General features: G+C 72.3%; 22 protein-coding genes, 1 tRNA gene and 1 pseudogene. 20 read left to right on the forward strand and 4 right to left on the reverse strand.

Annotated elements, in window-relative coordinates; translation table 11 throughout:
• Position 1: 1 nt before the first annotated feature.
• A complete protein-coding gene (locus ACFQ6N_RS02505) occupies positions 2-520 on the reverse strand; it encodes a YbhB/YbcL family Raf kinase inhibitor-like protein (protein ID WP_380646343.1) in 519 nt (172 codons plus the stop codon).
• An 84-nt stretch (positions 521-604) separates the two neighbouring features.
• Between ACFQ6N_RS02505 and ACFQ6N_RS02510 the strand changes: the two genes are divergently transcribed.
• Both ACFQ6N_RS02510 and ACFQ6N_RS02515 read left to right on the forward strand, forming a co-directional pair.
• Positions 605-1276: a rhomboid family intramembrane serine protease gene (locus tag ACFQ6N_RS02510; protein WP_380646344.1), complete on the forward strand. Its 672-nt coding sequence runs from the start codon at positions 605-607 to the stop codon at positions 1274-1276.
• A 173-nt stretch (positions 1277-1449) separates the two neighbouring features.
• Entirely contained in the window at positions 1450-2616 is a 1167-nt protein-coding gene (locus tag ACFQ6N_RS02515) for a hypothetical protein (RefSeq protein WP_380646346.1), read from the forward strand.
• A 107-nt stretch (positions 2617-2723) separates the two neighbouring features.
• Here ACFQ6N_RS02515 and ACFQ6N_RS02520 read toward each other — a convergent pair whose 3' ends face one another.
• A complete protein-coding gene (locus ACFQ6N_RS02520) occupies positions 2724-4310 on the reverse strand; it encodes a helicase HerA-like domain-containing protein (protein WP_380646348.1) in 1587 nt (528 codons plus the stop codon).
• A 214-nt stretch (positions 4311-4524) separates the two neighbouring features.
• On the opposite strand from ACFQ6N_RS02520, the gene ACFQ6N_RS02525 reads away from it, so the two are divergent.
• On the forward strand, positions 4525-4821 hold the full coding sequence (locus ACFQ6N_RS02525; RefSeq protein WP_030061387.1) for a type II toxin-antitoxin system VapB family antitoxin: 297 nt from the start codon (positions 4525-4527) through the stop codon (positions 4819-4821).
• Between the two features lie 266 nt (positions 4822-5087).
• Positions 5088-5765, forward strand: coding sequence for a LytR C-terminal domain-containing protein (locus tag ACFQ6N_RS02530; protein WP_380646349.1), 678 nt, complete (start codon positions 5088-5090; stop codon positions 5763-5765).
• A gap of 70 nt (positions 5766-5835) precedes the next feature.
• On the opposite strand, the gene upp is transcribed toward ACFQ6N_RS02530, so the two are convergent.
• Positions 5836-6471 (reverse strand): uracil phosphoribosyltransferase, encoded by a 636-nt coding sequence (gene upp, locus ACFQ6N_RS02535; protein ID WP_045698544.1) that lies wholly within the window; start codon positions 6469-6471, stop codon positions 5836-5838.
• Between the two features lie 163 nt (positions 6472-6634).
• Here upp and ACFQ6N_RS02540 point away from each other — a divergent pair, with 163 nt between their 5' ends.
• From ACFQ6N_RS02540 to ACFQ6N_RS02575, 8 genes are all read left to right on the forward strand, one after another.
• Positions 6635-6871, forward strand: coding sequence for a hypothetical protein (locus ACFQ6N_RS02540; protein ID WP_380646350.1), 237 nt, complete (start codon positions 6635-6637; stop codon positions 6869-6871).
• 270 nt (positions 6872-7141) lie between these two features.
• Positions 7142-7699: a tRNA adenosine deaminase-associated protein gene (locus tag ACFQ6N_RS02545; protein WP_380646352.1), complete on the forward strand. Its 558-nt coding sequence runs from the start codon at positions 7142-7144 to the stop codon at positions 7697-7699.
• A gap of 26 nt (positions 7700-7725) precedes the next feature.
• Positions 7726-8253, forward strand: a complete 528-nt coding sequence (gene tadA, locus ACFQ6N_RS02550; protein ID WP_380646354.1) for a tRNA adenosine(34) deaminase TadA — start codon at positions 7726-7728, stop codon at positions 8251-8253.
• A gap of 138 nt (positions 8254-8391) precedes the next feature.
• Positions 8392-8481 (forward strand) — tRNA-Ser (locus ACFQ6N_RS02555).
• Between the two features lie 449 nt (positions 8482-8930).
• The gene (locus ACFQ6N_RS02560) at positions 8931-9095 is read left to right on the forward strand and encodes a hypothetical protein (protein WP_380646355.1); all 165 of its coding nucleotides are present in this window, start codon (positions 8931-8933) and stop codon (positions 9093-9095) included.
• Between the two features lie 112 nt (positions 9096-9207).
• A complete protein-coding gene (locus ACFQ6N_RS02565; protein WP_380646357.1) occupies positions 9208-9501 on the forward strand; it encodes a Dabb family protein in 294 nt (97 codons plus the stop codon).
• A 306-nt stretch (positions 9502-9807) separates the two neighbouring features.
• Positions 9808-10647: an RNA polymerase sigma factor SigF gene (locus ACFQ6N_RS02570; protein WP_380646358.1), complete on the forward strand. Its 840-nt coding sequence runs from the start codon at positions 9808-9810 to the stop codon at positions 10645-10647.
• 144 nt (positions 10648-10791) lie between these two features.
• Entirely contained in the window at positions 10792-11697 is a 906-nt protein-coding gene (locus ACFQ6N_RS02575) for an RNA polymerase sigma factor SigF (protein WP_380646359.1), read from the forward strand.
• Here the strand turns inward: ACFQ6N_RS02575 and ACFQ6N_RS02580 are convergent.
• Positions 11684-12655, reverse strand: a complete 972-nt coding sequence (locus tag ACFQ6N_RS02580) for a tyrosine-protein phosphatase (protein ID WP_380646379.1) — start codon at positions 12653-12655, stop codon at positions 11684-11686. The two genes, ACFQ6N_RS02575 and ACFQ6N_RS02580, sit on opposite strands and share 14 nt — an antisense overlap.
• 355 nt (positions 12656-13010) lie before the next feature.
• Here ACFQ6N_RS02580 and ACFQ6N_RS02585 point away from each other — a divergent pair, with 355 nt between their 5' ends.
• From ACFQ6N_RS02585 to ACFQ6N_RS02620, 8 genes and pseudogenes are all read left to right on the forward strand, one after another.
• Complete coding sequence (locus ACFQ6N_RS02585; protein ID WP_380646360.1) at positions 13011-15371, forward strand: hypothetical protein; 2361 nt, start codon at positions 13011-13013, stop codon at positions 15369-15371.
• Positions 15372-15483: 112 nt separating this feature from the next.
• Positions 15484-16995, forward strand: a complete 1512-nt coding sequence (pelF, locus tag ACFQ6N_RS02590; RefSeq protein ID WP_380646361.1) for a GT4 family glycosyltransferase PelF — start codon at positions 15484-15486, stop codon at positions 16993-16995.
• The gene (locus ACFQ6N_RS02595) at positions 16992-18539 is read left to right on the forward strand and encodes a hypothetical protein (RefSeq protein ID WP_380646362.1); all 1548 of its coding nucleotides are present in this window, start codon (positions 16992-16994) and stop codon (positions 18537-18539) included. Before pelF ends, ACFQ6N_RS02595 begins: the two co-directional genes overlap by 4 nt.
• 144 nt (positions 18540-18683) lie before the next feature.
• The gene (locus ACFQ6N_RS02600; protein WP_380646364.1) at positions 18684-19676 is read left to right on the forward strand and encodes an SDR family NAD(P)-dependent oxidoreductase; all 993 of its coding nucleotides are present in this window, start codon (positions 18684-18686) and stop codon (positions 19674-19676) included.
• Between the two features lie 73 nt (positions 19677-19749).
• A pseudogene (locus ACFQ6N_RS02605) lies at positions 19750-20451 on the forward strand (NDP-sugar synthase); the annotation flags it as partial.
• A 125-nt stretch (positions 20452-20576) separates the two neighbouring features.
• Complete coding sequence (locus ACFQ6N_RS02610) at positions 20577-21494, forward strand: NAD-dependent epimerase/dehydratase family protein (RefSeq protein ID WP_380646365.1); 918 nt, start codon at positions 20577-20579, stop codon at positions 21492-21494.
• The gene (locus tag ACFQ6N_RS02615; protein ID WP_380646366.1) at positions 21491-22183 is read left to right on the forward strand and encodes a spherulation-specific family 4 protein; all 693 of its coding nucleotides are present in this window, start codon (positions 21491-21493) and stop codon (positions 22181-22183) included. The genes ACFQ6N_RS02610 and ACFQ6N_RS02615 overlap by 4 nt, the downstream gene beginning before the upstream one ends.
• A 22-nt stretch (positions 22184-22205) precedes the next feature.
• Positions 22206-23213, forward strand: a complete 1008-nt coding sequence (locus tag ACFQ6N_RS02620; RefSeq protein ID WP_380646367.1) for an endo alpha-1,4 polygalactosaminidase — start codon at positions 22206-22208, stop codon at positions 23211-23213.
• Positions 23214-23267: the final 54 nt, after the last annotated feature.

Genomic DNA, 23267 nt, shown 5'->3' on the forward strand with positions numbered 1-23267 from the left:
CTCAGACCCCGTACTCGCCGGTCAGCAGCGCCCGGCCGAGGGTGTGGAAGGTGAGGTGGAAGCCCACCTGCGCCGGCGGGACGTCGGCGGCGACGCCCAGCTTCTCCACGTCCAGGGCGTGCACGGCGAAGACGTAGCGGTGCGGGGCGCCGGGCGGCGGGGCGGCGCCGTCGTACTTGTTCCCCGGGAAGTCGTTGCGGCCGTGGAAGGAGGCCTCGCCCGGCAGGCTCCCGTCCGAGGAACCGGCGCCGCGCGGCAGCCCGGTGAGGTCGGCGGGCAGGTCGAGGGCGAGCCAGTGCCACCAGCCGGAGCCGGTCGGCGCGTCCGGGTCGTAGCAGGTCACGGCGATGCTCCGGGTGCCCTCCGGCAGGCCCGACCAGGCCAGCTGCGGCGAGAGGTTGCCGCCGGAGTGGATGAACTCCGGTGCCAGCGTGCCGCCTTCGGTGAAGTCCTGGCTGCTCAGCTCGAAGGACGGCACCTGCGGCAGGAACTCGTACGGCAGCGGCGGGCGAGCGTTCATGGGTGGTCACCTCTCACGGACGGAATGACACGGGTCACTGTAATGGGGTGCACGTCCGATCCGGCCGCCCCTACAGTCGGAGGCATGGCCACCAGGATGACCCGTCTGCTCTCCGACTCCCGCACCGCGCTGTTCACGATGCTCGGCATCCAAGCCGTGATCTGGTCCGTCCAGGTGGTGAACTGGCTGGGCGACTACGGGTTGTCCAAGGACTTCGGCCTGCGCTCGGAGCAGGTCGGCGATCTGCCCGAGATGTTCACCTCGCCGTTCCTGCACTTCAGTTGGAGCCACATAGAGGCGAACTCCTGGCCGCTGTTCGTGCTCGGCTTCCTGTCCGCCTACCGGGGCATGAGGAAGTTCCTGCTGGCCAGCCTGGTGATCCTGGTGTCCGGCGGGCTGCTGGTCTGGCTGCTGGAGAGCCCGAACACCGTGACGGCCGGTGCCAGCGGCATGGTCTACGGCTACCTCGGCTACGTGGTGCTGCGCGGGGTGCTGGACCGCAACCTGCTGGACGCGGCGGTCGGCATCGTCGTCGCGGCGGTCTACTCGACCATCCTGATCGGCGTGCTGCCGGTCACCCCGGGCGTCAGCTGGCTGGGCCACCTCGGCGGGCTGGTCGGCGGACTGGCCGCCGCCGTCCTGCTCCGCGAACGGCCCGCCGTGCGGCAGGCCCCGCAGCCGGCCGCACCGCGCGCTTCCGCGCCGGACAGCCCCGGCTCGGCCCTGCTCAAGCAGCTGGACGACCTCGGCCTGTAGGCCACGCCGGCAGGACACCCGGGAGTCCCGGAATCCGGGTGCGTCCCGGTGTCCCGAGGCGTCCGGCCGGCATCCGGGGGCGTCCGGGGCGTCCGGGACGGTCCGGTATAGACCATTCCCACCCCTGCGGCTAGCGTGAACGGCGCACCTGCCCCCAGCCCCGGAGCCGCACCGTGGAGTCGTCCGTCCTCGCCTTCGCCACCGACCTGCTCGACGAGGGCGCCGACACCTTCTTCGGCAACCTCACCGACCGCGCCGGGGTCGGCGGCGTCACCCTCGCCTCGGTCTACCACGAGGCCCGCGACGTCTTCCCGCACAACCCCCGCCGGGTGATCCGCTACCTGGAGCCGGGCGCCGCGTACTTCCGCCCCGACCCGGCCGCCTGGCGGGGCCGCCGCCTGGCGCCCGTGCCGTCCACCGCGATCGGCGACCGCGACCCCTTCGCCGAGGCCGCCGAGGAGACCCGCCGCCGGGGCCTGAAGCTGCACGCCTGGACGGTGTTCTGCCACAACGACCGGCTCGGCTTCGCCCACCCCGACTGCGCGCCGGCCAACGCCTTCGGCGACCGCCACCTCACCGAGCTCTGCCCGGCCCACCCGGAGGTCCGCGAGTACGCGCTGACCCTGGTCGCCGAACTGGCCCGGTACGGGGTGGACGCCGTCCGCGCCGAGTCGCTGCACTTCCACGGGCTGCGCCACGGCTACCACCACGAGCGCTACTTCGAGGAACTGGGCCCGACCGCCGAGGCCCTGCTCGGCGTCTGCTTCTGCCCGCACTGCCGCGCCGCCGCCACCGGGGCCGGTGTCCCGGCCGACGAGGTGGCCGAGGCCGTCCGCACCGAGCTGCGCCGCCGGCTGGCCGAGGAGTCGGCCGCCGCCGAGCCCGCCGATCTGAGCACCCTCGCCGACGGCGCCTTCGCCGCGTACGTGGACGCCTCCGCCGCCACCGTCACCTCGCTGGCCGCCGACCTGTCCGAGCAGGCCCGCCGGCACGGCATGCGGCTGACCTTCATGGACGGCGGCGGCCCCGGGAAGGGCTGGCTCGCCGGCATCGACCTGCCCGCGCTCGCCGGGTCGGTCGACCGGATCGAGACGCTCGGCTACGCCAGGACCCCGGAGACCGTCCGGGAGAAGGTCGCCGCCTTCGCCCTGCACGGCGTCCGCCCGCAGGACCTGGCGGTGATCCTGCGCCCGATGTCCTCCGACTGCGACGGACCGGCCAACCTCGCCGCCAAGATCAGCACCCTGCGCCGGCTCGGCGTCCCCGAGGTCGAGTTCTACAACTACGGCCTGATGCGGCTGTCCTCCCTCGACCGGATCGGCGCCGCCCTGTCGGGCTGAGCCCCGCCTGCCGGGCCGAGCCCTGCCTGCCGGGCTGAGCCCCGCCTGCCGGGCCGAGCCCCCGCGGACACCGGGCCGGCCCCGGGCGCCACCGCTCGGCCCGGGGCTCACCGCCGCCGCTTGGACGTCCCGAACAGGCTGCGCGAGATCTCCTGGCCGAGCTGCCGCCCGGCCGAGCGGGCGAAGGACTTCACCGTCGGATTGCTCAGCAGCGACCCGAGCAGCCCGCCCGCGGCCTCCTTCTCCCGCGACGCGCCCCCCGACGCGCCCCCCGACGAACCTCCTGCCCCACCCCGGTCCGTCCGCGCCTCCGGCTCCGTCGGCGCCGCCTCCGGCCGGGCCGCCCGCGCCGCGAGCTTCTCGTACGCCGACTCCCGGTCGATCGCGTCCCGGTAGCGCGCCACCAGCGGCGAGCCGGCCACGGCCGCCAGCAGCGCCGCCTCCTCGACCGGCCCCATCAGCGACTGCGGCGCGCGCAGCCGGGTCGCCGCGACGGGTGTCGGCGCACCCTTCTCGGAGAGGACGGTCACCACGGCCTCGCCGGTGCCGAGCGAGGTCAGTACCGCGCCGAGGTCGTACGAGGAGCGCGGGAAGGTCGAGACGGTGGCCTTGAGCGCCTTGGCGTCGTCCGGGGTGAAGGCGCGCAGCGCGTGCTGCACCCGGTTGCCCAACTGCGCCAGCACCTCGGCCGGGACGTCCCTCGGCGTCTGGGTGACGAAGAAGATGCCGACGCCCTTGGAGCGGATCAGCCGCACCGTCTGGGTGATCGCCTCCAGGAAGGCCTTGGAGGCGCCCTTGAACAGCAGGTGCGCCTCGTCGAAGAAGAACACCAGTTTGGGCTTGTCCGGGTCGCCGACCTCGGGCAGTTCCTGGTAGAGGTCGGCGAGCAGCCACATCAGGAAGGTGGAGAACAGCCGCGGCCGGTCCTGCACCGCGGGCAGTTCCAGCACCGAGACCACGCCCTCGCCCTCCGGTGTGGTCCGCAGCAGTTCGGCGGTGTCGAACTCGGGTTCGCCGAAGAACGCCCCGGCGCCCTCGTTCTCCAGCACCGTGAGCCCGCGCAGGATCACCCCGGCGGTGGCCGCCGAGAGGCCGCCGATGGTCTTCAGCTCGGCCTTGCCCTCGGGCGAGGTGAGGAAGGAGATCACCGCGGTGAGGTCCTTGAGGTCGTAGAGCTCCAGGCCCTTGCTGTCGGCGTAGTGGAACACCAGGCTGAGCGAGGACTCCTGGGTCTCGTTCAGGTCGAGCACCTTGGCCAGCAGCAACGGTCCGAAGCTGGTGACGGTGGCCCGGATCGGGATGCCCGCGCCCTGTCCGCCGAGCGAGTAGAACTCGGCCGGGCAGCCCCGCGCCGTCCACTGCTGCCCGACCTCGGCGGCCCGGGCGCTCGTGCGCTCGCTCGGCGCGCCGGGCGCGGCGACGCCGGAGACGTCCCCCTTGACGTCGGCGAGGAACACCGGCACGCCCTGCCCGGACAGCTGCTCGGCGATCAGTTGCAGGGTCTTGGTCTTGCCGGTGCCGGTGGCCCCGGCGACCAGCCCGTGCCGGTTGAGCGCGCCCAGCGGGATGCGCACCTGGGCGTCCGGGTACGCGGTGCCGTCCAGCAGCACCGCCCCCAGGTCGAGGGCGGGCCCGGTGAAGGCGTACCCGTCGGCGATCTCCCGGACGGCCTGCGGGGTGGGGGCGGAGGACATCGGTGCACACTCCTGGGCGGATCGGAATGCTTCGGAACACTTCTGAACACGTCGGAAATCGTCGGCACCGGAACCGGAGCCGGATCGGCGCCGGGGCGATGTTCGCGACATTTCCCATCAAACAGCCGCATTCGTCCACGCGCAGTTCACACCGGCAGGCGTGGCGGCGTCGCGGCTGCTGCGCCATCCGCCGCCCAAACGGTAGGCTTTCCGTGTGATCTTCAAGCGCATCGGCAATGGGCGGCCGTACCCGGATCACGGCCGGACGAGCACCCGCCAGTGGGCTGACGTCGCCCCACGTCCGGTGCGGCTCGACCAGCTGGTGACCACCAAGGGCCAACTCGACCTCGAAACCCTGCTGGCCGAGGACTCGACCTTCTACGGGGACCTCTTCGCCCACGTGGTGAAGTGGCACGGCGACCTCTACCTGGAGGACGGGCTGCACCGGGCCGTACGGGCCGCGCTGCAGCAGCGCCAGGTGCTGCACGCCCGTGTCCTCGAAATGGAGTGACGGGCCGCCGGCACCGGGCCCGTCGCACCCGTCCCAGGCTTCCGGACCGCCCCCTCGCCACCAGGCGGAGGGCGGTCCACGCGTACCCCGGTACCCCCTTTCGGGTACCGGGGTACTCCAGATGATGATCGTTTAGTACCTTCGCAGCTGTACGGCACTACGCTGCTGATTACGGCCGCGACCAGGGGATCCGCCCGCTTCCGGGGTGCCCCCGCCCGGCCGACCCGTCATCCCGACCCCGCCCCGGCACGAGGGGGAGACAAACCATGAGCATGCTGACTCCCCAAGGCCTCAAGGGGAAGCAGTACCGGGTCACCGGCAACTCCTACCCCCGGCTGGGCCGGCCCCCGAAGAAGAGCCGCAAGGTGGTCGCCGCGCTCGCCGGCCTGCTCGCCCTGGCCCTGATCGGCCTCGGCGGCGTACAGCTGTACGACATCTTCGCGGGCAGGAACAAGAACTCCTCCGCCCAGGCCTGCGCCACCCCCTCCGGCAAGCCGCTGGCCGCCCCGGCCCCGGGCGAGACCCCGGCCGCCACCGGCGCGCCCGCCGCCCAGGGCGACCCGCACGCCATCCCGCAGCCCGCGTCGGTCACCGTGAACATCTACAACGCCACCACCAAGGCCGGCCTGGCCGGTCGGACGGCCGAGGAGTTCAAGAAGCGCGGCTTCACCATCGGCAAGGTGGGCAACGCCCCGGCCGAGCTGGACAAGAAGGTGCCCGGCACCGCCCAGGTGATCGCCGGCCCGACCGGCGCCGGGGCCGGCACCCTGGTCGGCTCGCAGATCGCCGGGGCCGCCGTCACCGCCGACGCCCGCGCCGACGCCACCGTGGACTTCGTGATCGGCGACAGCTACAACGCTCTGCTGGACGAGACCCAGGCCGCCGCCGCCCTCGCCCTCGCCACCAAGCCCACCGCCGCCCCGACCACCGCCGGCAGCTGCTGACGCCCCGGGACGAACGGAAGGGCCCTCCGGCGCGCTGCCGGAGGGCCCTCGGTCGTTCGGGGGACGGGACTCAGCCCGCGGTGCCGTACAGCCGGTCGCCCGCGTCGCCGAGGCCGGGAACGATGTAGCCGTTCTCGTTGAGCCGCTCGTCCAGGGCGGCGGTGACCACGGTGACCGGCAGGCCCGCCAGCTCCCGCTGCATCACCTCGACGCCCTCGGGGGCGGCCAGCAGCACCACGGCGGTGACGTCGGTGGCGCCCCGCTCGATCAGCATCTTGATCGCGGCGACCAGGGTGCCGCCGGTGGCCAGCATCGGGTCGAGCACGTAGACCTGGCGGCCGGAGAGGTCGTCCGGCATCCGGGTGGCGTACGTGGAGGCCTCCAGGGTCTCCTCGTTGCGCACCATGCCGAGGAAGCCCACCTCAGCGGTCGGCAGCAGGCGGGTCATCCCGTCCAGCATGCCGAGGCCGGCCCGCAGGATCGGCACGACGAGCGGACGCGGGTAGCTGAGGCGGGTACCGAGCGTGACCGCCACGGGGGTGGTGATCTCCACCTCGTCGGTGCGGACGTCCCGGGTGGCCTCGTAGGCGAGGAGGGTCACCAGCTCGTCGGTCAGGCGACGGAAGGTCGGCGAGTCGGTGCGCTCGTCGCGCAGGGTGGAGAGCTTGTGGGCCACCAGCGGGTGGTCGACGACGTGGAGACGCATGTACCGAGGTTAGCCCGGGTCCGGACGCCCGTACGACACGCCGTGCCCGGCCCGGGCCGCGGACCGGGTGACTCCTCGGTGACACGCCGTGACGCACCGCGGATGTCCGGACGGAAGCGGCCGCTGTGGTATCAACCGGGCCGTTCTGGGAATGTCACGTCTTATGACGAGCAACCCGAAAGCCGGGGACGGCTCGGCGGACGAGCCCGGCGGCGGGGCGGGCCGGCACCCGGGCCCGCCGGACGACCCTCCGGAGACCGAGGCGGAGCGCCGCAGGCGCCGGGCCGTCTTCCTGCGCGAGCTCACCGAGGCCCGCGAACTCCGGGAGCGGGTCCAGCCCCGGCGGACCAAGGAACGGCGGATGCGCGAGGCGATGCGGATGCGAACCTTCCGCATCTGACGGGCCTCCGGGCGGAGCCCCCGGCGGCCCGCGACCGGCCCCGACGGGCGTTCGGAGCAAATTTCGACCGGCCTCGGACCGTCCCGGGCCGACTCCGCCCTCCGCCACCCGGTCCTTCCGACACGACCTGCAAAGACGCGCTGCCGAACACCCCCCGCGAGGCCGGGCTTTCTGTCACGATTCCGATGGGACGGTCCGAACAAGCGGGCCGCCTCTGGCGCGGGGGCGGCCAGATTTCCGCGTTGCCCGAGCGCGCCGACGCCGAGACCGATGATCTTGGGAGTGTCCCTGGTGGCGTACTTCGCTGCAGTGCTTGCTCGCTCCGAGGACGGGTGGGATGTGAGCGAGACGGAGCTCGACAACGTCGAAACCCTGGCCGATCTCGCCGATCTGGCCCGAGACTCCGCGCAGGACGACGACAGCGTCCTGATCTTCATCGAACAGGAGGACTCCTGGTTCGCCATCGTCCGCGTGGACGGTGAGGACGACCCGCGGATCTTCGTGTCGGACGGCGCCGCCGCCGCCCGCAGCTCCTACGGCTCCGTCCTCACCGACGAACTGGTCGACCAGGCGGGCGAGAGCGAGTTCGGCGACCTCGACCACCTGCTGGACGAGGACGAGGAGACGCCGGACCAGGACGACGAGGACGCCGAGCCGCACGGCGGCGTGCCGGTCGGCCCGCTCGGCGACGCCCACCTGCTCACCGAGTTCGGCCTGGCCTCCGACGAACTGCTCGCCCTCAGCGGCGAGGGCGCGGTGCCGGGCGACGCGCTGGAGGAGATCGCCGAGGCCCTGGGCTGCGGTGAGGTCCTGGAGGCCGTCCGGTAACGGCCGGATAGCCGACACTGGATGCCATGCAGCCCGCATCCACCGCGCAGACCGTCCCGTACGTCCCCCCGATGCCCGCCCCCGTCCGCCCCGACCCGGTCCGCGACCGCTGGGCGGCGCCGATGCGCCTCGCCATGGCCGAGGCCGCCCTGGCGCCGGCCACCGGGGACGTCCCGGTCGGGGCGCTCGTCCTGGGCCCGGACGGCGAGGTGATCGGACGCGGCCACAACGAGCGCGAGGCGGTCGGCGACCCGACCGCGCACGCCGAGGTGGTCGCGATCCGGCAGGCCGCCGAGCGGCGCGGGGAGTGGCGGCTCTCCGGCTGCACGCTGGTCGTCACGCTGGAGCCGTGCACCATGTGCGCCGGCGCCATCGTGCTCTCCCGGATCGACCGGGTGGTCTACGGCGCCCTCGACGAGAAGGCCGGCGCGGCCGGCTCGCTCTTCGACGTGATGCGCGACCGCCGGCTCAACCACCGCCCCGAGGTGGTCCCGGGCGTCCTCGCCGGCGAGTGCGGCGAACAGCTGCGGGCGTTCTTCGACACCCACCGCTGACAGCCCGCGACGCCGGAGCCCGCACGGCCGCGGCCGCGCCTCCGGATCCCCCGCCGCCCTCCCGGCCGCCGGCCGTCCCGGTACGGATCCCCGATACGGATTTCGTGACCGCGCCACCCGTCCGGTAGAGTTCCCCTCGGTAGCGTGTCCGAGCGGCCAAAGGAGCACGCCTCGAAAGCGTGTGTGGGGGCAACTTCACCGTGGGTTCGAATCCCACCGCTACCGCCAGAAAGCCCGAGGGCCCGTCCGATCCGGACGGGCCCTCGGCGTTTCCCGCGCACCCTCGGGCGCGGAAAAGGCTCCGTACACCGGGCCGATGACCACCGGCGCCCAGCTCGTACGGAGCCTGGAGGGGGAGCGGCTCGGGGGGACTGACCGCTCCCCCGGCGGAGTCCCACAACCGGCGCCGCGTCGGGGGAAGTCGCGGCGACCGGTCCCACAGCGGGGAGCTCCGGATCCACGCACCGGGGATTCCTGCCAGATCCTCGGTACGTCTTCCATCCTGCCGCCCGGCTCGCGACCGGGCATCCGGAGAAAGGCCCCACTCACGGGGACCTTCGTCCCGGCGGCCGAACGCGTCGCACACTTGATAGCCCGTCCGGGTGGATAAGCTGCCCCCTGCAAGGCCGCCCGGGGACCGGATGACGGCGGCCCCCGGCTGGGAGGAAGGACACCCGATGGCGCAGGCGAAGAAGATCGGCATCGTCCTCGTGCTCGTCTTCGTGCTCTACTCGATCATCACGTCGCCGTCGAGGTCCGCCGAACTCGTCCAACTGGGGTTCGAGGGCATCTCGAACGCGGCCAAGGCGGTCGGCACCTTCATGACGGGGCTCATCAAGTAGGCAGGTCCGACGGGGTGTCCCGCGCCCGGGGGGTGGACGGCCGTCCACCGGCCCCGTCGCACCGGCTACGGTGGGCGGGACCCTCAGCCCCCGTCCGCGAGGAGCGGCAATCGTGATCCGCCACCTGGTCCTGTTCAAGCTCAACGAAGGCGTCGGCAAGGACGACGAGCGCGCGCTCGCCGGCGCCAAGGCGTTCGCCGAGCTCGGCTCCCTCATCCCCGAGCTCCGCGAGTGGGAGTGCGGCTGGAACACCACCGAGCGGGACATCGCGTACGACTACGCGATCAACAGCCTGGTCGAGGACCGGGACACCCTCCAGGCCTACCTGACCCACCCGGCCCACCAGGCCGCGGCGGGCCAGTGGCGCGAGTTCGCGACCTGGGTGATCGCCGACATCGAGGTCTGAGCCCCCGACCGACCCCGGCTCGTCACCGGTCCGCCCCCGGCCCTTCCCCCGGACGGACCGCGGCGCCCCGTCCGACTCCCGGACGGGGCGCTTTGCTCTGTCCGGGAACGACCCGTGCGGCGCTTCGCCGCCAAGCCCGCGAGCGGTCGAACAGCCCATCAACACACCTCTACCGGGTGCTTGCCCGACCTGTGCCCACCTTGTGATGCTATGACCGGTTTTGCCGGACATGGCCAGGTGATGAACCAAGCCGCGACACCCGATCCGCAGGGCCCCCGTTGTCTACTTTGGGAGGGGTGCGTGTCCGTGGACGAGGTTCTGGCTGCGATCATCAGCCCGGCCGGCGAGCTCCGCCCGGACGGACTGCGCGGCCCGGGCGGCCGGCCCGCCGTGGACGTCCGGACCCTGACCCGGGTGCTGTTCGAGCGACTCGCCGAGCTGCCCCCCGGCACCCCCGAACGGGAGCGGGTCCGGGCCGCCCTGATCGAGGTCAACATCCCGCTGGTCCGCTACGCGGCCACCCGCTTCCGCAGCCGCAGCGAGCCGATGGAGGACGTCGTCCAGGTCGGCACCATCGGCCTGATCAACGCGATCGACCGCTTCGACCCCACCCGCGGCGTCCAGTTCCCCACCTACGCGCTGCCGACCATCCTGGGCGAGATCAAGCGCTACTTCCGGGACAACGTCCGCACCATGCACGTCCCGCGCCGGCTCCAGGAGCTGTGGGTCCAGGTCAGCGGCGCGATGGAGGAGCTGACGGTGCTGCACGGGCGGACGCCCAAGGTGCCCGAGATCGCCGCCAGCCTGCGGATCCCCGAGGAGGACGTCCGGGCCTGCCTGGACGCCGGGCGGGCCTACAACGCGGCGTCCCTGGAGGCCGCGCAGGAGCACGAGGGCGGTCTCGCCCTGCTCGACCGCCTCGGCTACGAGGACTCCGCGCTGGCCGAGGTCGAGCACCGCGACATGGTCCGCCACCTGCTGGTCCAACTCCCCGAACGCGAGCGCCGGATCGTGATGCTGCGGTTCTTCGCCAACCTGACCCAGTCCCAGATCAGCACCGAACTGGGGATGTCCCAGATGCACGTCTCGCGGCTGCTGTCCCGGATCCTCACCCGGCTTCGGACCGGCAATTCCTGGGAAGAATGAGATCGCAGCGCGTTACCCACGCGTGACATCTTGCGACGTTCGGGTTTGCCGTGCACCGTGTTCCGGTATGGAGGGGGAGGGCCCCCGCCGGGAACCTCCGTGCGACGGCCCCCGTTCAACTGTCAGTCACGAGGGGGTGGGTGCATGTCCGGAGAGCTGGGCACTGCGGAGATCCACGCTGGTCAGGCCCACGGCACGGCGGTCGCCGAGGACCTGGTCCCGCGGCAGCGGGCCGAACCGGTCGAACCGCCCGGCCCCGAAGCGGCCCCGGGGGCACCGGCCGCCTCCGGCCTGGACACCCGGACGCTCTCCCGCTCGCTGTTCCTGCGGCTGGCCGCGCTGGAGCCCGGCAGCACGGAGCACACCTACGTCCGCGACACCCTGATCGAGCTCAACCTGCCGCTGGTCCGGTACGCCTCGGCGCGCTTCCGCAGCCGCAACGAGCCGATGGAGGACATCGTCCAGGTCGGCACCATCGGCCTGATCAAGGCGATCGACCGCTTCGACCCGGAGCGCGGGGTGGAGTTCCCCACCTTCGCGATGCCCACCGTGGTCGGCGAGATCAAGCGCTTCTTCCGGGACACCAGCTGGTCCGTCCGGGTCCCGCGGCGGCTCCAGGAGCTGCGGCTGGCGCTCACCAAGGCGGGCGACGACCTGTCCCAGCGGCTGGACCGCTCCCCCACCGTCGCCGAGCTGGCCACCTGCCTGGGGGTCAGCGAGGAGGACGTGGTCGCGGGCCTCGCGGTGGGCAACGCCTACACCGCCAGTTCGCTCGACTCCAGCCCCGGCGAGGAGGACAGCGACGGCCCGCTGGCCGACCGGCTGGGCTACGAGGACCTCGCGCTGGAGGGCGTCGAGTACCGGGAGTCGCTGAAGCCGCTGCTGGCCAAGCTCCCGCCGCGCGAGCGCCGGATCATCATGCTGCGGTTCTTCGGGAACCTGACCCAGTCGCAGATCGGCGAGGAGATCGGCATCTCGCAGATGCACGTCTCCCGGCTGCTCACCCGGACGCTCACCCAGCTCCGCGAGGGGCTGATCAGCGAGGGCTGAGCGGCCCGGCCGGACTCGCCGCCTCGTCCAGGAGGTTGACGCGCAGTCCGGCCAGCACGTCGCCGTCCAGTCCGAGCCCCTCCCGCCAGAACGCGTCGAAGCCGCCCCAGCCGGCCTCGACCTCGGCGAAGGCCGCGTCCAGGTAGTCCCGGTCGGCCCGGAAGACGGGCAGCAGCAGCTCGGGCTCGCGCATCAGGCCGCGGGCGCCGAGTTCGCCCAGCGCCCGGTCGACGGCCGACGCCGAGCGCTCGTTGGTGAGCAGGTAGTCGGCGAGGACGGTCCCGCGGTCCACCCCGAGGGCGGTCAGCACGAGCGCGGCCGCCCAGCCGGTGCGGTCCTTCCCGGCCGAGCAGTGGAACAGCAGCGGCGGCCCCTCCGGGGCGGCCAGCAGGCGCAGCAGGGCGCCGAAACGTTCGCGCGCGAGAGGGTCCGTGACGAACCATCGGTAGAGGCCGGTCATCATGCCGTGCGCCCGGCCGTCGCCGAACAGGGCGCGATGGCGCTGCGGGCTGCCGTCGGCCAGGGCGTCCCTGATCGTCAGGTGGAGGTCGAAGTCCGTTGCGCGCAAAGGAAGATGATGCACGATGACGTCTTCCGGCAGCCGGTCGGCGCCGGCCTCGCGGACCTCGTCCGCACTGCGCAGGTCCACCACCCGTCGAAGGCCCAACTCCCCGATCCGGCCCAGGTCTTCGGGAGTGACGTGGTTCAGGCCATCACTGCGGAGAGCCGTTCCGCTTCGCAGTGTGAGCCCGCCGGCCGCCCGGTACCCGCCGAGATCGCGGGCATTGACCGCACCGCGCAAGCCGAGACTGCACCCGACCAGCTCCGTTCCGCCCGGCTCCGGCAAGGTATTCCGTGCGCCTCCGATTCTCTCGGACTCGGTCTGCCGATCGGCCGCCACGACGCCTCCATTGCATATTCGGACTGTCACATGGCACAGCGGTGCCCGATATTGCATGAACCTGCCCAATGAACCGGGGAGATGTGCAAGAGTGTCATGCGCAACGACGGCAGTGTAGGTCTCCTGCCTGCCGCATCGAGCCACACCGTCGGTAACCACGTGTAGCACTCAGCTTCCGGTTTTTCATTTTCAATTCATTATTTGCGCCGCCGGTACAGTTCCGGTCACAATCAGCGCCTTCATGGCATCGCCATGAACGTTGGTAACAGGTTCGCTGCACTCTCGCCCATTTGGTCCCTCGCACGACCGACCCTCGACCAGGATGGGCCCCGGGCAGCCTGCTGCCCGCGGACAGCTACACGGGCTGGCGAGCGCCGAGCAGCGCGGCGTCTGCCCCTAGGGGAGGATCACCATGGGTCGAGCGACCCGAAGAGTCGCCGCGTGCGCGGCGGCAGTCCTGCTGGCCGGTGGCCTGCAGACCACCCTGGCCTACGGCGACACCACGCCGCCCAGGATCGACCTCACCATCCTGGTCGTCGACGACGGCGGTCCCTCGGTCGCGGCCATCACCGCCGAGCTGAAGAGCCAGGGCACGCCGTACAAGGTCATCAGCCTCAATGACCCCAACCGCCCCGTGATCAACTCGGCTTTCCTGAGCGACACGGTGAACGGCTCGCCCCGCGGGAAGTTCCAGGGCATCGTCCTGCCCAACGAAAACCCCTTCCCCAACAGCGCGGCCGAGATGACGGCGATCGCGAGCTACGAAGCCGCTTTCAACGTTCGCCAGATCGACGCGTACACGTGGGCCAGCCCGGCGGTCGGACTGAACTACGCCCAGAATCCCGGTTTCGTCGGCACCCTCGACGGATTCCAGGGCGCCACCACCGCGGCCGGAACTTCGGGCCCGTTCGGGTACCTCAAGGGCAGCGTCCCGTTCGAGGACAACGACCCCACCGTGAGCGAGAGCTACGGCTACCTGGCCACCCCGCTCGCCACCCTCCCCGCCGGCGCCTCCTTCGTCCCGCTGGTCGACGCCCAGATACCCGGCACGACCACGCGCGGGTCGCTGGTCGGCGAGTACACCCACGACGGCCGCAAGGAACTGGTCGTCACGTTCGTCTACAACCAGTACCAGCAGCAGTACCGCCTGCTGGCCCGCGGCATGGTCGACTGGATCACCCAGGGCGTCCACCTCGGCTACGACCGCAACTACTTCGCCGCGCACGTCGACGACGTCTTCCTGGCCGACGACCGCTGGGACACCGTGCTCAAGTGCACCCCCGGCGACGTCACCTGCCCGCCCGGCACCCCGGACACCGCCAACCCGATCCGGATGACCCCGGCCGACGCGCAGTACCTCAAGCAGTGGCAGACCGCCAACAACTTCACCCTGGACATGGTGTTCAACGGTGGCGGCAGCGAGGACTGGAAGGCCGACCACTCCACCACGGTCGACCCCACGGCGAACCAGATGATCGCCGACCAGAACAGCTACCGGTGGGTCAACCACACCTACAGCCACCCGTACCTGGGCTGCGTCCAGGACGTCACGGTGGTGCCGTGGCGCTGCACCAAGGACGCCTCCGGCAACACGGTCTGGACCGACCAGAACACCATCTCCGGGCAGATCAAGAACAACTTCGACTGGGCCACCGCCAACGGCCTGAAGGTCGACCCGCAGGTCCTGGTCACCGGTGAGCACTCCGGCCTGCTGACCGCGCCCCAGGAGACCAGCGACAACCCGAACCTGGCCCCGGCGCTGGCCGCCAACGGCATCAAGTTCACCGGCAGCGACGCCTCCCGCGAGCCGGCCCAGCGCGCCGTCGGGTCGTCCACCCTGACCGTGCCGCGGTACCCGATGAACGTCTTCTACAACGCCGGCACGGCGAAGGAGGAGGCCGACGAGTACAACTGGATCTACACCAGCAAGGCCAACGGCGGCAGCGGCGTCTGCGAGAACAACGCCAACTCGACCTGCCTGCCGACCCCGCTGAACACGAGCACCGGCTTCCAGTCGTACATCGTGCCGCTGGAGGCCCGGATCGACCTCGGCCACGTGCTGAACAACGACCCGCGGCCGCACTTCATCCACCAGTCGAACCTGTCCGAGGACCGGATCCTCTACCCGGTGCTGGAGAAGATCCTCGGCACCTACCGCGCCCTGTACGCCGACAGCGCGCCGATCGTGAACCTCGGCGAGCGCGAGATCGGCCAGGAGTTCCAGAAGCGCGCGGCCTGGAACACGGCCCTCGCCTCCGGCCAGGTCACCGCCTACCGGATCGGCAACACCGTCACGGTCAACGCGCCGGCCGGTGTTCAGGTCCAGGCCACCGTGCCGACCGGAACTGCTCAGAAGCTGGCCATCGGCACGACCGCCTTCGGTTCCTCCTACGCCGGTACGCTCTCCGGCTGGGTGTCCCCGGGCGCGCTGCAGAGCAGCGTCACCCTGCAGCTGCCGTCCGCGCCGGCCGCCCCGGCCGCCGTCGCACCGAGCGTCGCGGCCAAGTCCGTCCCGGCACCGGCGCCGGCGGACAAGAAGGTCGTCCCGCAGGGCGTCGCCACCCCGGTCCCGGCCGGTCCGGGCGACACCACGCGCAAGCCGGCCCCGACCCTGGTCCCGGGCAGCGGAGCCCCGGTCCCCGGCAAGGACGCCGTCACCGACGGCAACGGCCAGAACGGCCACGGCGACAAGGGCACGGCGAAGAACGGCAAGGCCTCTGGGGGGACGGCCACGCCGACGAACGGCACCACCGGACGCTCCGGCAACCGGTAGCCCGAACCACCCGCCGGCGGGGTCGGACCGGGCGACCGGCCCGGCCCCGCCACGGCTCCCGTTCCGGCCACCCAGGCCGGAACCGACGCAAGAACAGGAGGGGGGACAGGAGATGCGCGTCACCCTGCTCACCGAGGGGACGTATCCGCACCAGCACGGCGGCGTGAGCGTCTGGTGCGACCAGCTCGTCCAGGGCATGCCGGACGTCGACTTCGACGTCATCGCCGTCACCGGGACCGGCCACGAAGCACTGGCCTGGGAACTGCCCGCCAACGTACGGTCGGTCACGACCGCTCCGCTGTGGGGCCCGGCCTCCGAAGCCGGCCCGCCCCGCGGCAAGGAGATGCGGCGCTTCCTCAACGCGTACGAGCGCTTCCTGCACTCCATCCTCGATCCGGTCTACACCACCCACTTCGGCACCGAGATGTACGGCTTCGCCGACCTCGCCCGGCGCGGGCTGCTCAGCCCGGCACTGCGCAGCGAGCGCGCGCTCCGGACCCTCCAGCACGTGTGGACCCGGGACTACCTGCCCACCGCCGTGTCCCGGCCCACCCTGCACGACGCCCTGAACGCGACCGACCTGCTGGAGCACGCCCTGCGTCCGCTCTCGGTCGAGCCGCCGAAGGACGGCGTCGCCCACGCGGCCAGCGGCGGCCTCGCCACCCTGCCCGGGCTGATCGCCGCCCAGCAGTACGGCGTACCGTTTCTGCTCACCGAGCACGGCATCTACCTGCGCGAGCGCTACCTCGGCTACCGCACCGGCCCGTACCGCTGGCCGGTCAAGGCACTGCTGCTCGGCTTCTACCGGATGCTCGCCGAGGAGAGCTACCGGGTGGCCGCGCTCGTCACCCCCGGCAACCGGTACAACCGGCGCTGGGAGGAACGCGGCGGCACGCCCTCCTCGCACATCCGCACCGTCTACAACGGGGTGGACCCGGCGGCCTTCCCGCCGGCCGGCCCCGAACCCGAGACCCCGACCCTCAGCTGGGCCGGCCGGGTCGACCCGATCAAGGACCTGGAGACGCTGATCCGGGCCTTCGCCATCGTCCGGAACGAGATCCCCGAGGCGCGGCTGCGGCTCTTCGGAGGCACCCCCAAGGGCGGCGAGGCGTACCGGGACCGCTGCATAGCCCTGGCCGCCGAGCTCGGCATAGCCGAGTCGGTGGCCTTCGAAGGCCGCGTCGCCGACATCACCGACGCCTACGCGGCGGGCAACGTGGTCATGCTCTCCAGCATCAGCGAGGGCTTCCCGTTCACCCTGATCGAGGCGATGTCCTGCGGCCGCTCGACCGTCTCCACCGATGTCGGCGGCGTCCGCGAGGCCGTCGGCGACACCGGCCTGGTCGTCCCGCCGCGCGAGCCCGAACCGATGGCCGCCGCCGCGATCGAGCTGCTGCGCGACGCCGAACGGCGCGCCCGGCTCGGCGAACAGGCCCGGCTGCGGGTGATCGAGCAGTTCACGCTCCGCCAGAACATCGACGGCTTCCGCGGCATCTACACCGAGCTCCTGGGCACCGCCCGCTGGATGCCCGGCGGCATGGTGTCCGTCACCGACCAGGTCCCCAGCCCCGACTGGGACCAGCAGCTGGCCGCCCGCCCCGAGCCGAGCGAGGTGGGCGCGTGAGCGGTCCGCTGCGTCTCGTTCCGGACGAGGGCGGCTCCGAGCGGACGGTGCAGCTGCGCACCCTGCCGCTCAAGCTCCGCCGTCCCGCCCCGCAGGAGCCCGTGCCCGGTGCCGAGGAGGGGCTCGACCTCTCCGCCGATCCGCTGGACGAGCTGGCCGAGCGCCTGCGGGACATCTGCGCCGACGCGGTCCACCCGTACGAGATCGCGGCCTTCCTGGAGTCCGACGGCCTGTCGGACGAGCAGGCCGCACTGCTGTACGGCCGCCCCGACGCGTTCACCGTCGCCGAGGAGCTGTTCGAGAAGGTCGAGCGCCGCTACCCCGGCCAGAGCTCGGAGTTCGCCAACCCCTGGCGGGCCGACCCCTGGCGCTGTGTGGTGCGCGGCCTGGTGTTCGCCCTGCCCGGGCTCGGCTACCTGCTCGGCGCCAACCTGTTCGCGACCACCCGGATGCGCTTCGGCCTGCCCTCGGGCATGCTCGCGCTGTCGATCGCGACGCTGGTCAGCTGGGGCTTCAACCAGGCGCTGGCGCACCGCTCGTACCGCTGGCTGAGCCGGCTGCGCCGCCGGGAGGCCGCGATCTGCCTGGCCGTCGGCGCGCCGCTCGGGGCGCTGGTCGCCTCGGCCGCCGCGTACGTGGTGGGCGGGCCGCTCGGGGCGCTGTGCTTCGCCGCCGGGCAGTCCTGCTACCTGGGCGCGGCCACCGTGCTGCTGGTGCTGGGGCGGGAGAAGTTCCTGTTGCTGGCGCTGGCGCCGGCTTCGGTCGGCGCGGGCGTGGTGCTGGCGGCGGACGTGCCGCAGGCGGTCCGTACGGTGGTGCTGCTGGCCTCGGTGGCACTGGCGGTCGGGCTGGCCGTCCGGGAGCTGCTGGTCTGCGTCCGCGGCGGCGAGCGCGAGTCCGTGGCGCTGAAGCTGCCGATCCGCCAGGAGGTGCCGCACCTGCTGTTCGGCCTGGCCTGTGGCACGCTCACGCTGATCGCGGGCCTCGGCGAGACCATCCACCAGGCCGTGCTGGCGTCCTCGCACACCATGCACAGCGCGGCCGGCGTCCTGCCCGAGGTGAGGACCACCCCGACCGGGCCCGCCATGATCGCGCTGACGCTCAGCCTCGGCCTCGCCGAGTGGCTGCTCTTCCGCTACCGGGCGATGGCCGTGGCCGCGCTGCGCACCAGCCACACCACCGGCCAGTTCACCCGCCGCACCGGCGGGATCCTGCTCGGCTGCCTGTTCATCTACCTCACCACCGTGGCCGCGCTGGACGCCGCCGCGACCGTGCTGTGGCCCGGCGCCCCCGCGCTCGGCGTGCCGCAGCTCGGCGCGATGCTGCTCCTCGGCGGCTCGCTCTGGCTGGCGCTGCTGCTGAACGCCTTCGGGTTCAGCTGGAGCACCGCCCTCATCTGTCTGGCCGCCGCGGGTGCCGAGAGCACCGGGCTGCTGACCGGTGCGGATCCGATCGTCCTGCAGCTGCTCGGCTGCGGGGCGGCCGCCATCGTCCTCACCGCCATCGCCGGGCACGCGCTCGGCCGCACCACCCAGCACCGCTGAACACATCGAATATCCCGCACGCCCGATTCGCGTGCACCGCCGTACCCGCTCCACCTGATCCACCTGATCCACCAACCAGGCCGGCGGCGGCCGACCACCACAGAGCGTCAGGCCGTCCCGGCAGATCGAGAAAGCGAACCCCGCATGAGCAGCGTCGCGGTTACCGGAGCCGAAGGATTCATCGGTTCCCACCTCGTCGAGACCCTGGTCGCCGACGGGCACCACGTCCGCGCGATGGTCCAGTACAACTCCTTCTCCTCGTTCGGCTGGCTGGAGACCCTGTCCGAGGAGGTGCTGGACTCGGTCGAGATCATCCTCGGCGACGTCCGGGACCCGGGCTCGGTCAACGGCCTGGTCAAGGGCACCGAGGCGGTCTACCACCTGGCCGCCCTGATCGCGATCCCGTACTCCTACCGCGCCCCCCACTCGTACGTGGACACCAACGTCACCGGCACCCTGAACGTGCTGGAGGCGGTGCGCCACCAGGAGATCCCCCGCCTGGTGCACACCTCCACCAGCGAGACCTACGGCACCGCGCAGACCGTGCCGATCACCGAGGACCACCCGATCAACACCCAGTCCCCGTACGCCGCCTCCAAGGCCGGCGGGGACCGGCTGGCGGACAGCTACCACGCCAGCTTCGAGACCCCGGTCGTCACCCTGCGCCCCTTCAACACCTTCGGCCCGCGCCAGTCGATGCGCGCCGTCATCCCGACCGTGATCGCCCAGGTCGCGGCCGGCCAGACCGAGATCACGCTCGGCGACCTGCGTCCGACCCGCGACTTCACGTTCGTCAAGGACACCGCCAACGCCTTCCGCACGGTGGGCACCGCGGACGCCGCGACGGTGGTCGGCCGGACCTTCAACGCCGGCACCGGCGGCGAGATCTCGGTCGGCGACCTGGTCACCCTGGTCGGCAAGCTGATGGGCGTCGACCTGGTGGTGAAGGAGGACGAGCAGCGCATCCGTCCGACCAACTCCGAGGTCATGCGGCTGGTCGCGGACGCGACCCGGCTGCGCGAGGCCACCGGCTGGGCCCCGCTGTTCAGCCTGGAGCAGGGCCTGGAGCAGACCATCGAGTTCTTCCGCGACCCGGCCAACCTGGCCCGCTACAAGACCGACATCTACAACGTCTGACCGCCTTCGCGATCATGCTCGTCCTGGTAACCAAGGTTCGTGTCCTGCACATCCTTTCCGTGGGGGAAACACCATGCATGCAGTGATCCTGGCCGGCGGCAAGGGCGTCCGTCTCCGCCCGTACACCACCGCGCTTCCCAAGCCGCTCGTTCCGATCGGCGACCAGCACGCGATCCTGGAGATCGTGATGCGACAGCTCGCCGCCGCGGGCTTCCAGACCGTCACCCTGGCCATCGGCCATCTCGGCCACATCATCCGCGCCTACGTCGGCAACGGCTCCCAGTGGGGCCTGCGGGTGGGCTACGCCGTCGAGGACAGCCCGCTCGGCACCATGGGCCCGCTGCTCACCATGCAGGACCGCCTGCCCGAGCACTTCCTGGTGATGAACGGCGACATCCTGACCGACCTGGACTTCGCCGGGGTGCTCAAGCACCACGAGTCGTCCGGCGCCCCGCTGACCATCGCCACCTACGCCCGCCAGGTCAAGATCGACTTCGGTGTGCTGACCAGCGCCTCCGGCTCCATCACCGGCTTCCAGGAGAAGCCCAGCATCGACTACCGCGTCTCGATGGGCGTGTACGGCGTCTCGCGCTCGGCGCTCGCCAAGTACACCCCCGGCCTGCCGCTGGGCTTCGACGAGCTGGTGCTGGACCTCCTGGCCGCCAAGACCCCGCCGGCCGCGTACGAGTTCGACGGCTACTGGCTCGACATCGGCCGCCCGGACGACTACGACCGGGCCAACGCCGAGTTCTCGACGATCCGCCCGGTCCTGATGCCCTTCGAGTCGGCCGGCGTCGCGCCGGGCGTCGCGGAGCTGCCGATCCCGGCCGCCCGCACCGCCCCGGACGACACCGACGACCAGCCCGTCACCGCGGGCACCGAGAGCGACGGACGGGCCGCGTGAGAATCCTGCTCCTCGGCGGCGACGGCTTCCTGGGCCGTCACGCCACCACCGTCCTGCGGTCGCTGCCCGGTGCCACCGTGCTGACCGCGGGCCGGCGGCCCGCCCACGACCTCCGGCTGGACCTGGCCACCGCCCAGGCCGGCCCGCTCGGCGAGGAACTGTCCGCGCTGGCCCCCGACGTGGTGGTCAACTTCGCCGGCGCGGTGGCCGGCAGCGCGGTGAAACTCGCCGAGGTGAACGCCCGCGGCCCGGCGGTGCTCTGCGAGGCGCTGCGGCTCGGCGCCCCGAAGACCCGCCTGGTGCACATCGGCTCGGCCGGCGAGTACGGCGTCTGCGCACAGGGCAGCTCGCTGCCCGAGGACGCCGACGCCCGCCCCGTCGGCGTCTACGGCGCGACCAAGCTGGCCGGCTCCCTCGCGGTGGCCGGCTCGCCGCTGGACGCCGTGGTGCTGCGGGTGTTCAACCCGGTCGGCCCCGGCGCCCCGGCCGGATCGCTGCCCGGCCGACTGGCGGCCGAGCTGCGCCGGGTGGCGCCCGAGGGCGCCGGCGCCGTCGTCACGGTCGGGGACCTCTCCGCCTACCGGGACTTCGTCGACGCCCGGGACGTCGCCGAGGCGGTCGGCCTGGCCGTCGCGGCCGACCGTCCGCTCCCCCGGGTGCTCAACCTCGCCTCCGGGCAGGCCAAGCAGGTCCGGGCGATCGCCGACGGGCTGGTCGCCGCGGCCGGCTTCACCGGCCGGATCGACGAGAGCGGGGCGGGCTCCGAGCGCTCGGCCGCGGTCTCCTGGCAGCAGGCCGACGTCTCGGCCGCCGCCCGGGAGCTCGGCTGGCACCCGGGGACGGACCTCGCCGACACCCTGCGCGACCTGTGGCTCAGCACCGCCGAGCCCACGCCGCCCCCGGTGGTCGCATGACCGCCGGGCACTCCGACGGCCGCCTGCTGGTGCCGCTGTACGTCCACCCCGCGGTGGACCCGGCGGCCTGGCGGGCGGTCGCCGCCGCCGACCCCGACCGGATCGCCGCCGTCGTGCTCAACCTCGCCGACGGCCCGGGCGAGGTCCCCGACAACGTCTTCGCCGAGGCCGCCGACGAACTCCGCGCGGCCGGCCTTCCGTTGGTCGGGTACGCGGACACCGACTACGGCCGCAGGCCCCACGCGGCCGTGGTCGCCGACATCCTGACGTACCGGCAGCGCCATGGCATCACCGGCGTCTACCTCGACCAAGTGGCCACCCACCCGGGCGCGTTGGCGCACTACCGGCGGCTGGCCACGGCGGCCCGCGCGGCCGGCTGCGGCACCGTGGTGTTCGGCCACGGCGAGCACCCCGACCCGGCCTACGCCGAGTTCGGCCTGGCCGACCTGCTGGTCACCTTCGAGGGCGACTGGGACACCTACCGGGCGATGACGCAGCCGCTGTGGACCGGTCGGCACGCGGCCTCCCGCTTCTGCCACCTGGTCTACGACGTGCCCGCCGAGCACGCCTGCGACGCCGCCGCCCTGATCGCCGCACGCCGGGCCGGGGTGGGCTGTGCCGTCCCCGGTGCCGGGGAGAACCCCTGGCGCACCCTGCCGTACGGCCTGACCGCCGCTGAACTCACCTGACTCGATCCGGAGTTCGACTACCGTGAACCGCCGTACCCGGCACCTGCCGGCCGCCCTGGCCCTCGCCACCGCCACCGCCCTGCTGGCCACCTCGTGCAGCAGCTCCGGTTCGGAGGACGACGACAACTCGGCCGACGGCTCTCCCAGCACCCCGCCCGCAGCCACCGCGCCGAGCACACCCGGCACCACCGCCCCGGTCACCCCCGAGGGCACACCGACCCCCGGCTCGCCCAGCGCCCCCGCCACGAGCACGGCCCCGGGCACCACCCCGCCCGGCACCACTCCCCCGGGCACCACCCCGCCCGGCACCACCGCCCCGCCGCCGGCCGGCGCCCGCTGGCAGCCGACCCCGGGCCTGGCCTGGCAGTGGCAGCTCGGCGGCGCGGTGGACCAGTCGGTGGACGTCCCGGTCTACGACATCGACGGCTTCGAGAACGACGCCTCGGTGGTGGCCGCGCTGCACGCCAAGGGCCGCAAGGTGATCTGCTACATCAACGCCGGTTCCTGGGAGGACTTCCGCCCCGACTCCGCCGCCTTCGCCAAGACCCTCCAGGGCTCGGACACCGGCTGGAAGGGCGAGAAGTGGTTCGACATCCGCAAGCTCGACCAGCTGAAGCCGCTGATGGCCGCCCGCTTCGACATGTGCAAGAGCAAGGGCTTCGACGCCATCGAGCCGGACACCATCGAGGCCTACAACCAGAACAGCGGCTTCCCGCTGACCCCGGACGACCAGCTGAAGTACAACCGGATGCTGGCCCAGCTCGCGCACGAACGCGGCCTGGCCATCGGCCTGAAGAACGACCTGGACCAGATCCCCGCGCTGCTGCCGGACTTCGACTTCGCGGTCAACGAGGAGTGCTCGCAGTTCGACGAGTGCGACCGCGTCGCGCCCTTCGTCAAGGCGGGCAAGGCGGTCTTCCATGTCGAGTACAAGCTCGGCACGGACCAGTTCTGCGCCAAGGCCAAGTCGCTGGGCTTCAGTTCGATGCAGAAGAAGCTCGACCTGAACGCCTGGCGCAAGCCCTGTTGAAGTGTCACGCTCCCGCCGCGCGGGTGACCCGGACGAGGGTCACCCGCGCGAGGG

The organism is Kitasatospora sp. NPDC056446 (assembly GCF_042796115.1).
Classification (GTDB): domain Bacteria; phylum Actinomycetota; class Actinomycetes; order Streptomycetales; family Streptomycetaceae; genus Kitasatospora.

Bases quoted from the DNA above. Each gene is read 5' to 3' on its own strand.
- ACFQ6N_RS02505 (WP_380646343.1), bottom strand. From the start codon at position 520: ATGAACGCTCGCCCGCCGCTGCCGTACGAGTTCCTGCCGCAGGTGCCG.
- ACFQ6N_RS02510 (WP_380646344.1), top strand. From the start codon at position 605: ATGGCCACCAGGATGACCCGTCTGCTCTCCGACTCCCGCACCGCGCTG.
- ACFQ6N_RS02520 (WP_380646348.1), bottom strand. From the start codon at position 4,310: ATGTCCTCCGCCCCCACCCCGCAGGCCGTCCGGGAGATCGCCGACGGG.
- ACFQ6N_RS02530 (WP_380646349.1), top strand. From the start codon at position 5,088: ATGAGCATGCTGACTCCCCAAGGCCTCAAGGGGAAGCAGTACCGGGTC.
- upp (WP_045698544.1), bottom strand. From the start codon at position 6,471: ATGCGTCTCCACGTCGTCGACCACCCGCTGGTGGCCCACAAGCTCTCC.
- ACFQ6N_RS02540 (WP_380646350.1), top strand. From the start codon at position 6,635: ATGACGAGCAACCCGAAAGCCGGGGACGGCTCGGCGGACGAGCCCGGC.
- ACFQ6N_RS02545 (WP_380646352.1), top strand. From the start codon at position 7,142: ATGATCTTGGGAGTGTCCCTGGTGGCGTACTTCGCTGCAGTGCTTGCT.
- tadA (WP_380646354.1), top strand. From the start codon at position 7,726: ATGCAGCCCGCATCCACCGCGCAGACCGTCCCGTACGTCCCCCCGATG.
- ACFQ6N_RS02560 (WP_380646355.1), top strand. From the start codon at position 8,931: ATGGCGCAGGCGAAGAAGATCGGCATCGTCCTCGTGCTCGTCTTCGTG.
- ACFQ6N_RS02575 (WP_380646359.1), top strand. From the start codon at position 10,792: ATGTCCGGAGAGCTGGGCACTGCGGAGATCCACGCTGGTCAGGCCCAC.
- ACFQ6N_RS02580 (WP_380646379.1), bottom strand. From the start codon at position 12,655: ATGCAATATCGGGCACCGCTGTGCCATGTGACAGTCCGAATATGCAAT.
- ACFQ6N_RS02585 (WP_380646360.1), top strand. From the start codon at position 13,011: ATGGGTCGAGCGACCCGAAGAGTCGCCGCGTGCGCGGCGGCAGTCCTG.
- pelF (WP_380646361.1), top strand. From the start codon at position 15,484: ATGCGCGTCACCCTGCTCACCGAGGGGACGTATCCGCACCAGCACGGC.
- ACFQ6N_RS02600 (WP_380646364.1), top strand. From the start codon at position 18,684: ATGAGCAGCGTCGCGGTTACCGGAGCCGAAGGATTCATCGGTTCCCAC.
- ACFQ6N_RS02615 (WP_380646366.1), top strand. From the start codon at position 21,491: ATGACCGCCGGGCACTCCGACGGCCGCCTGCTGGTGCCGCTGTACGTC.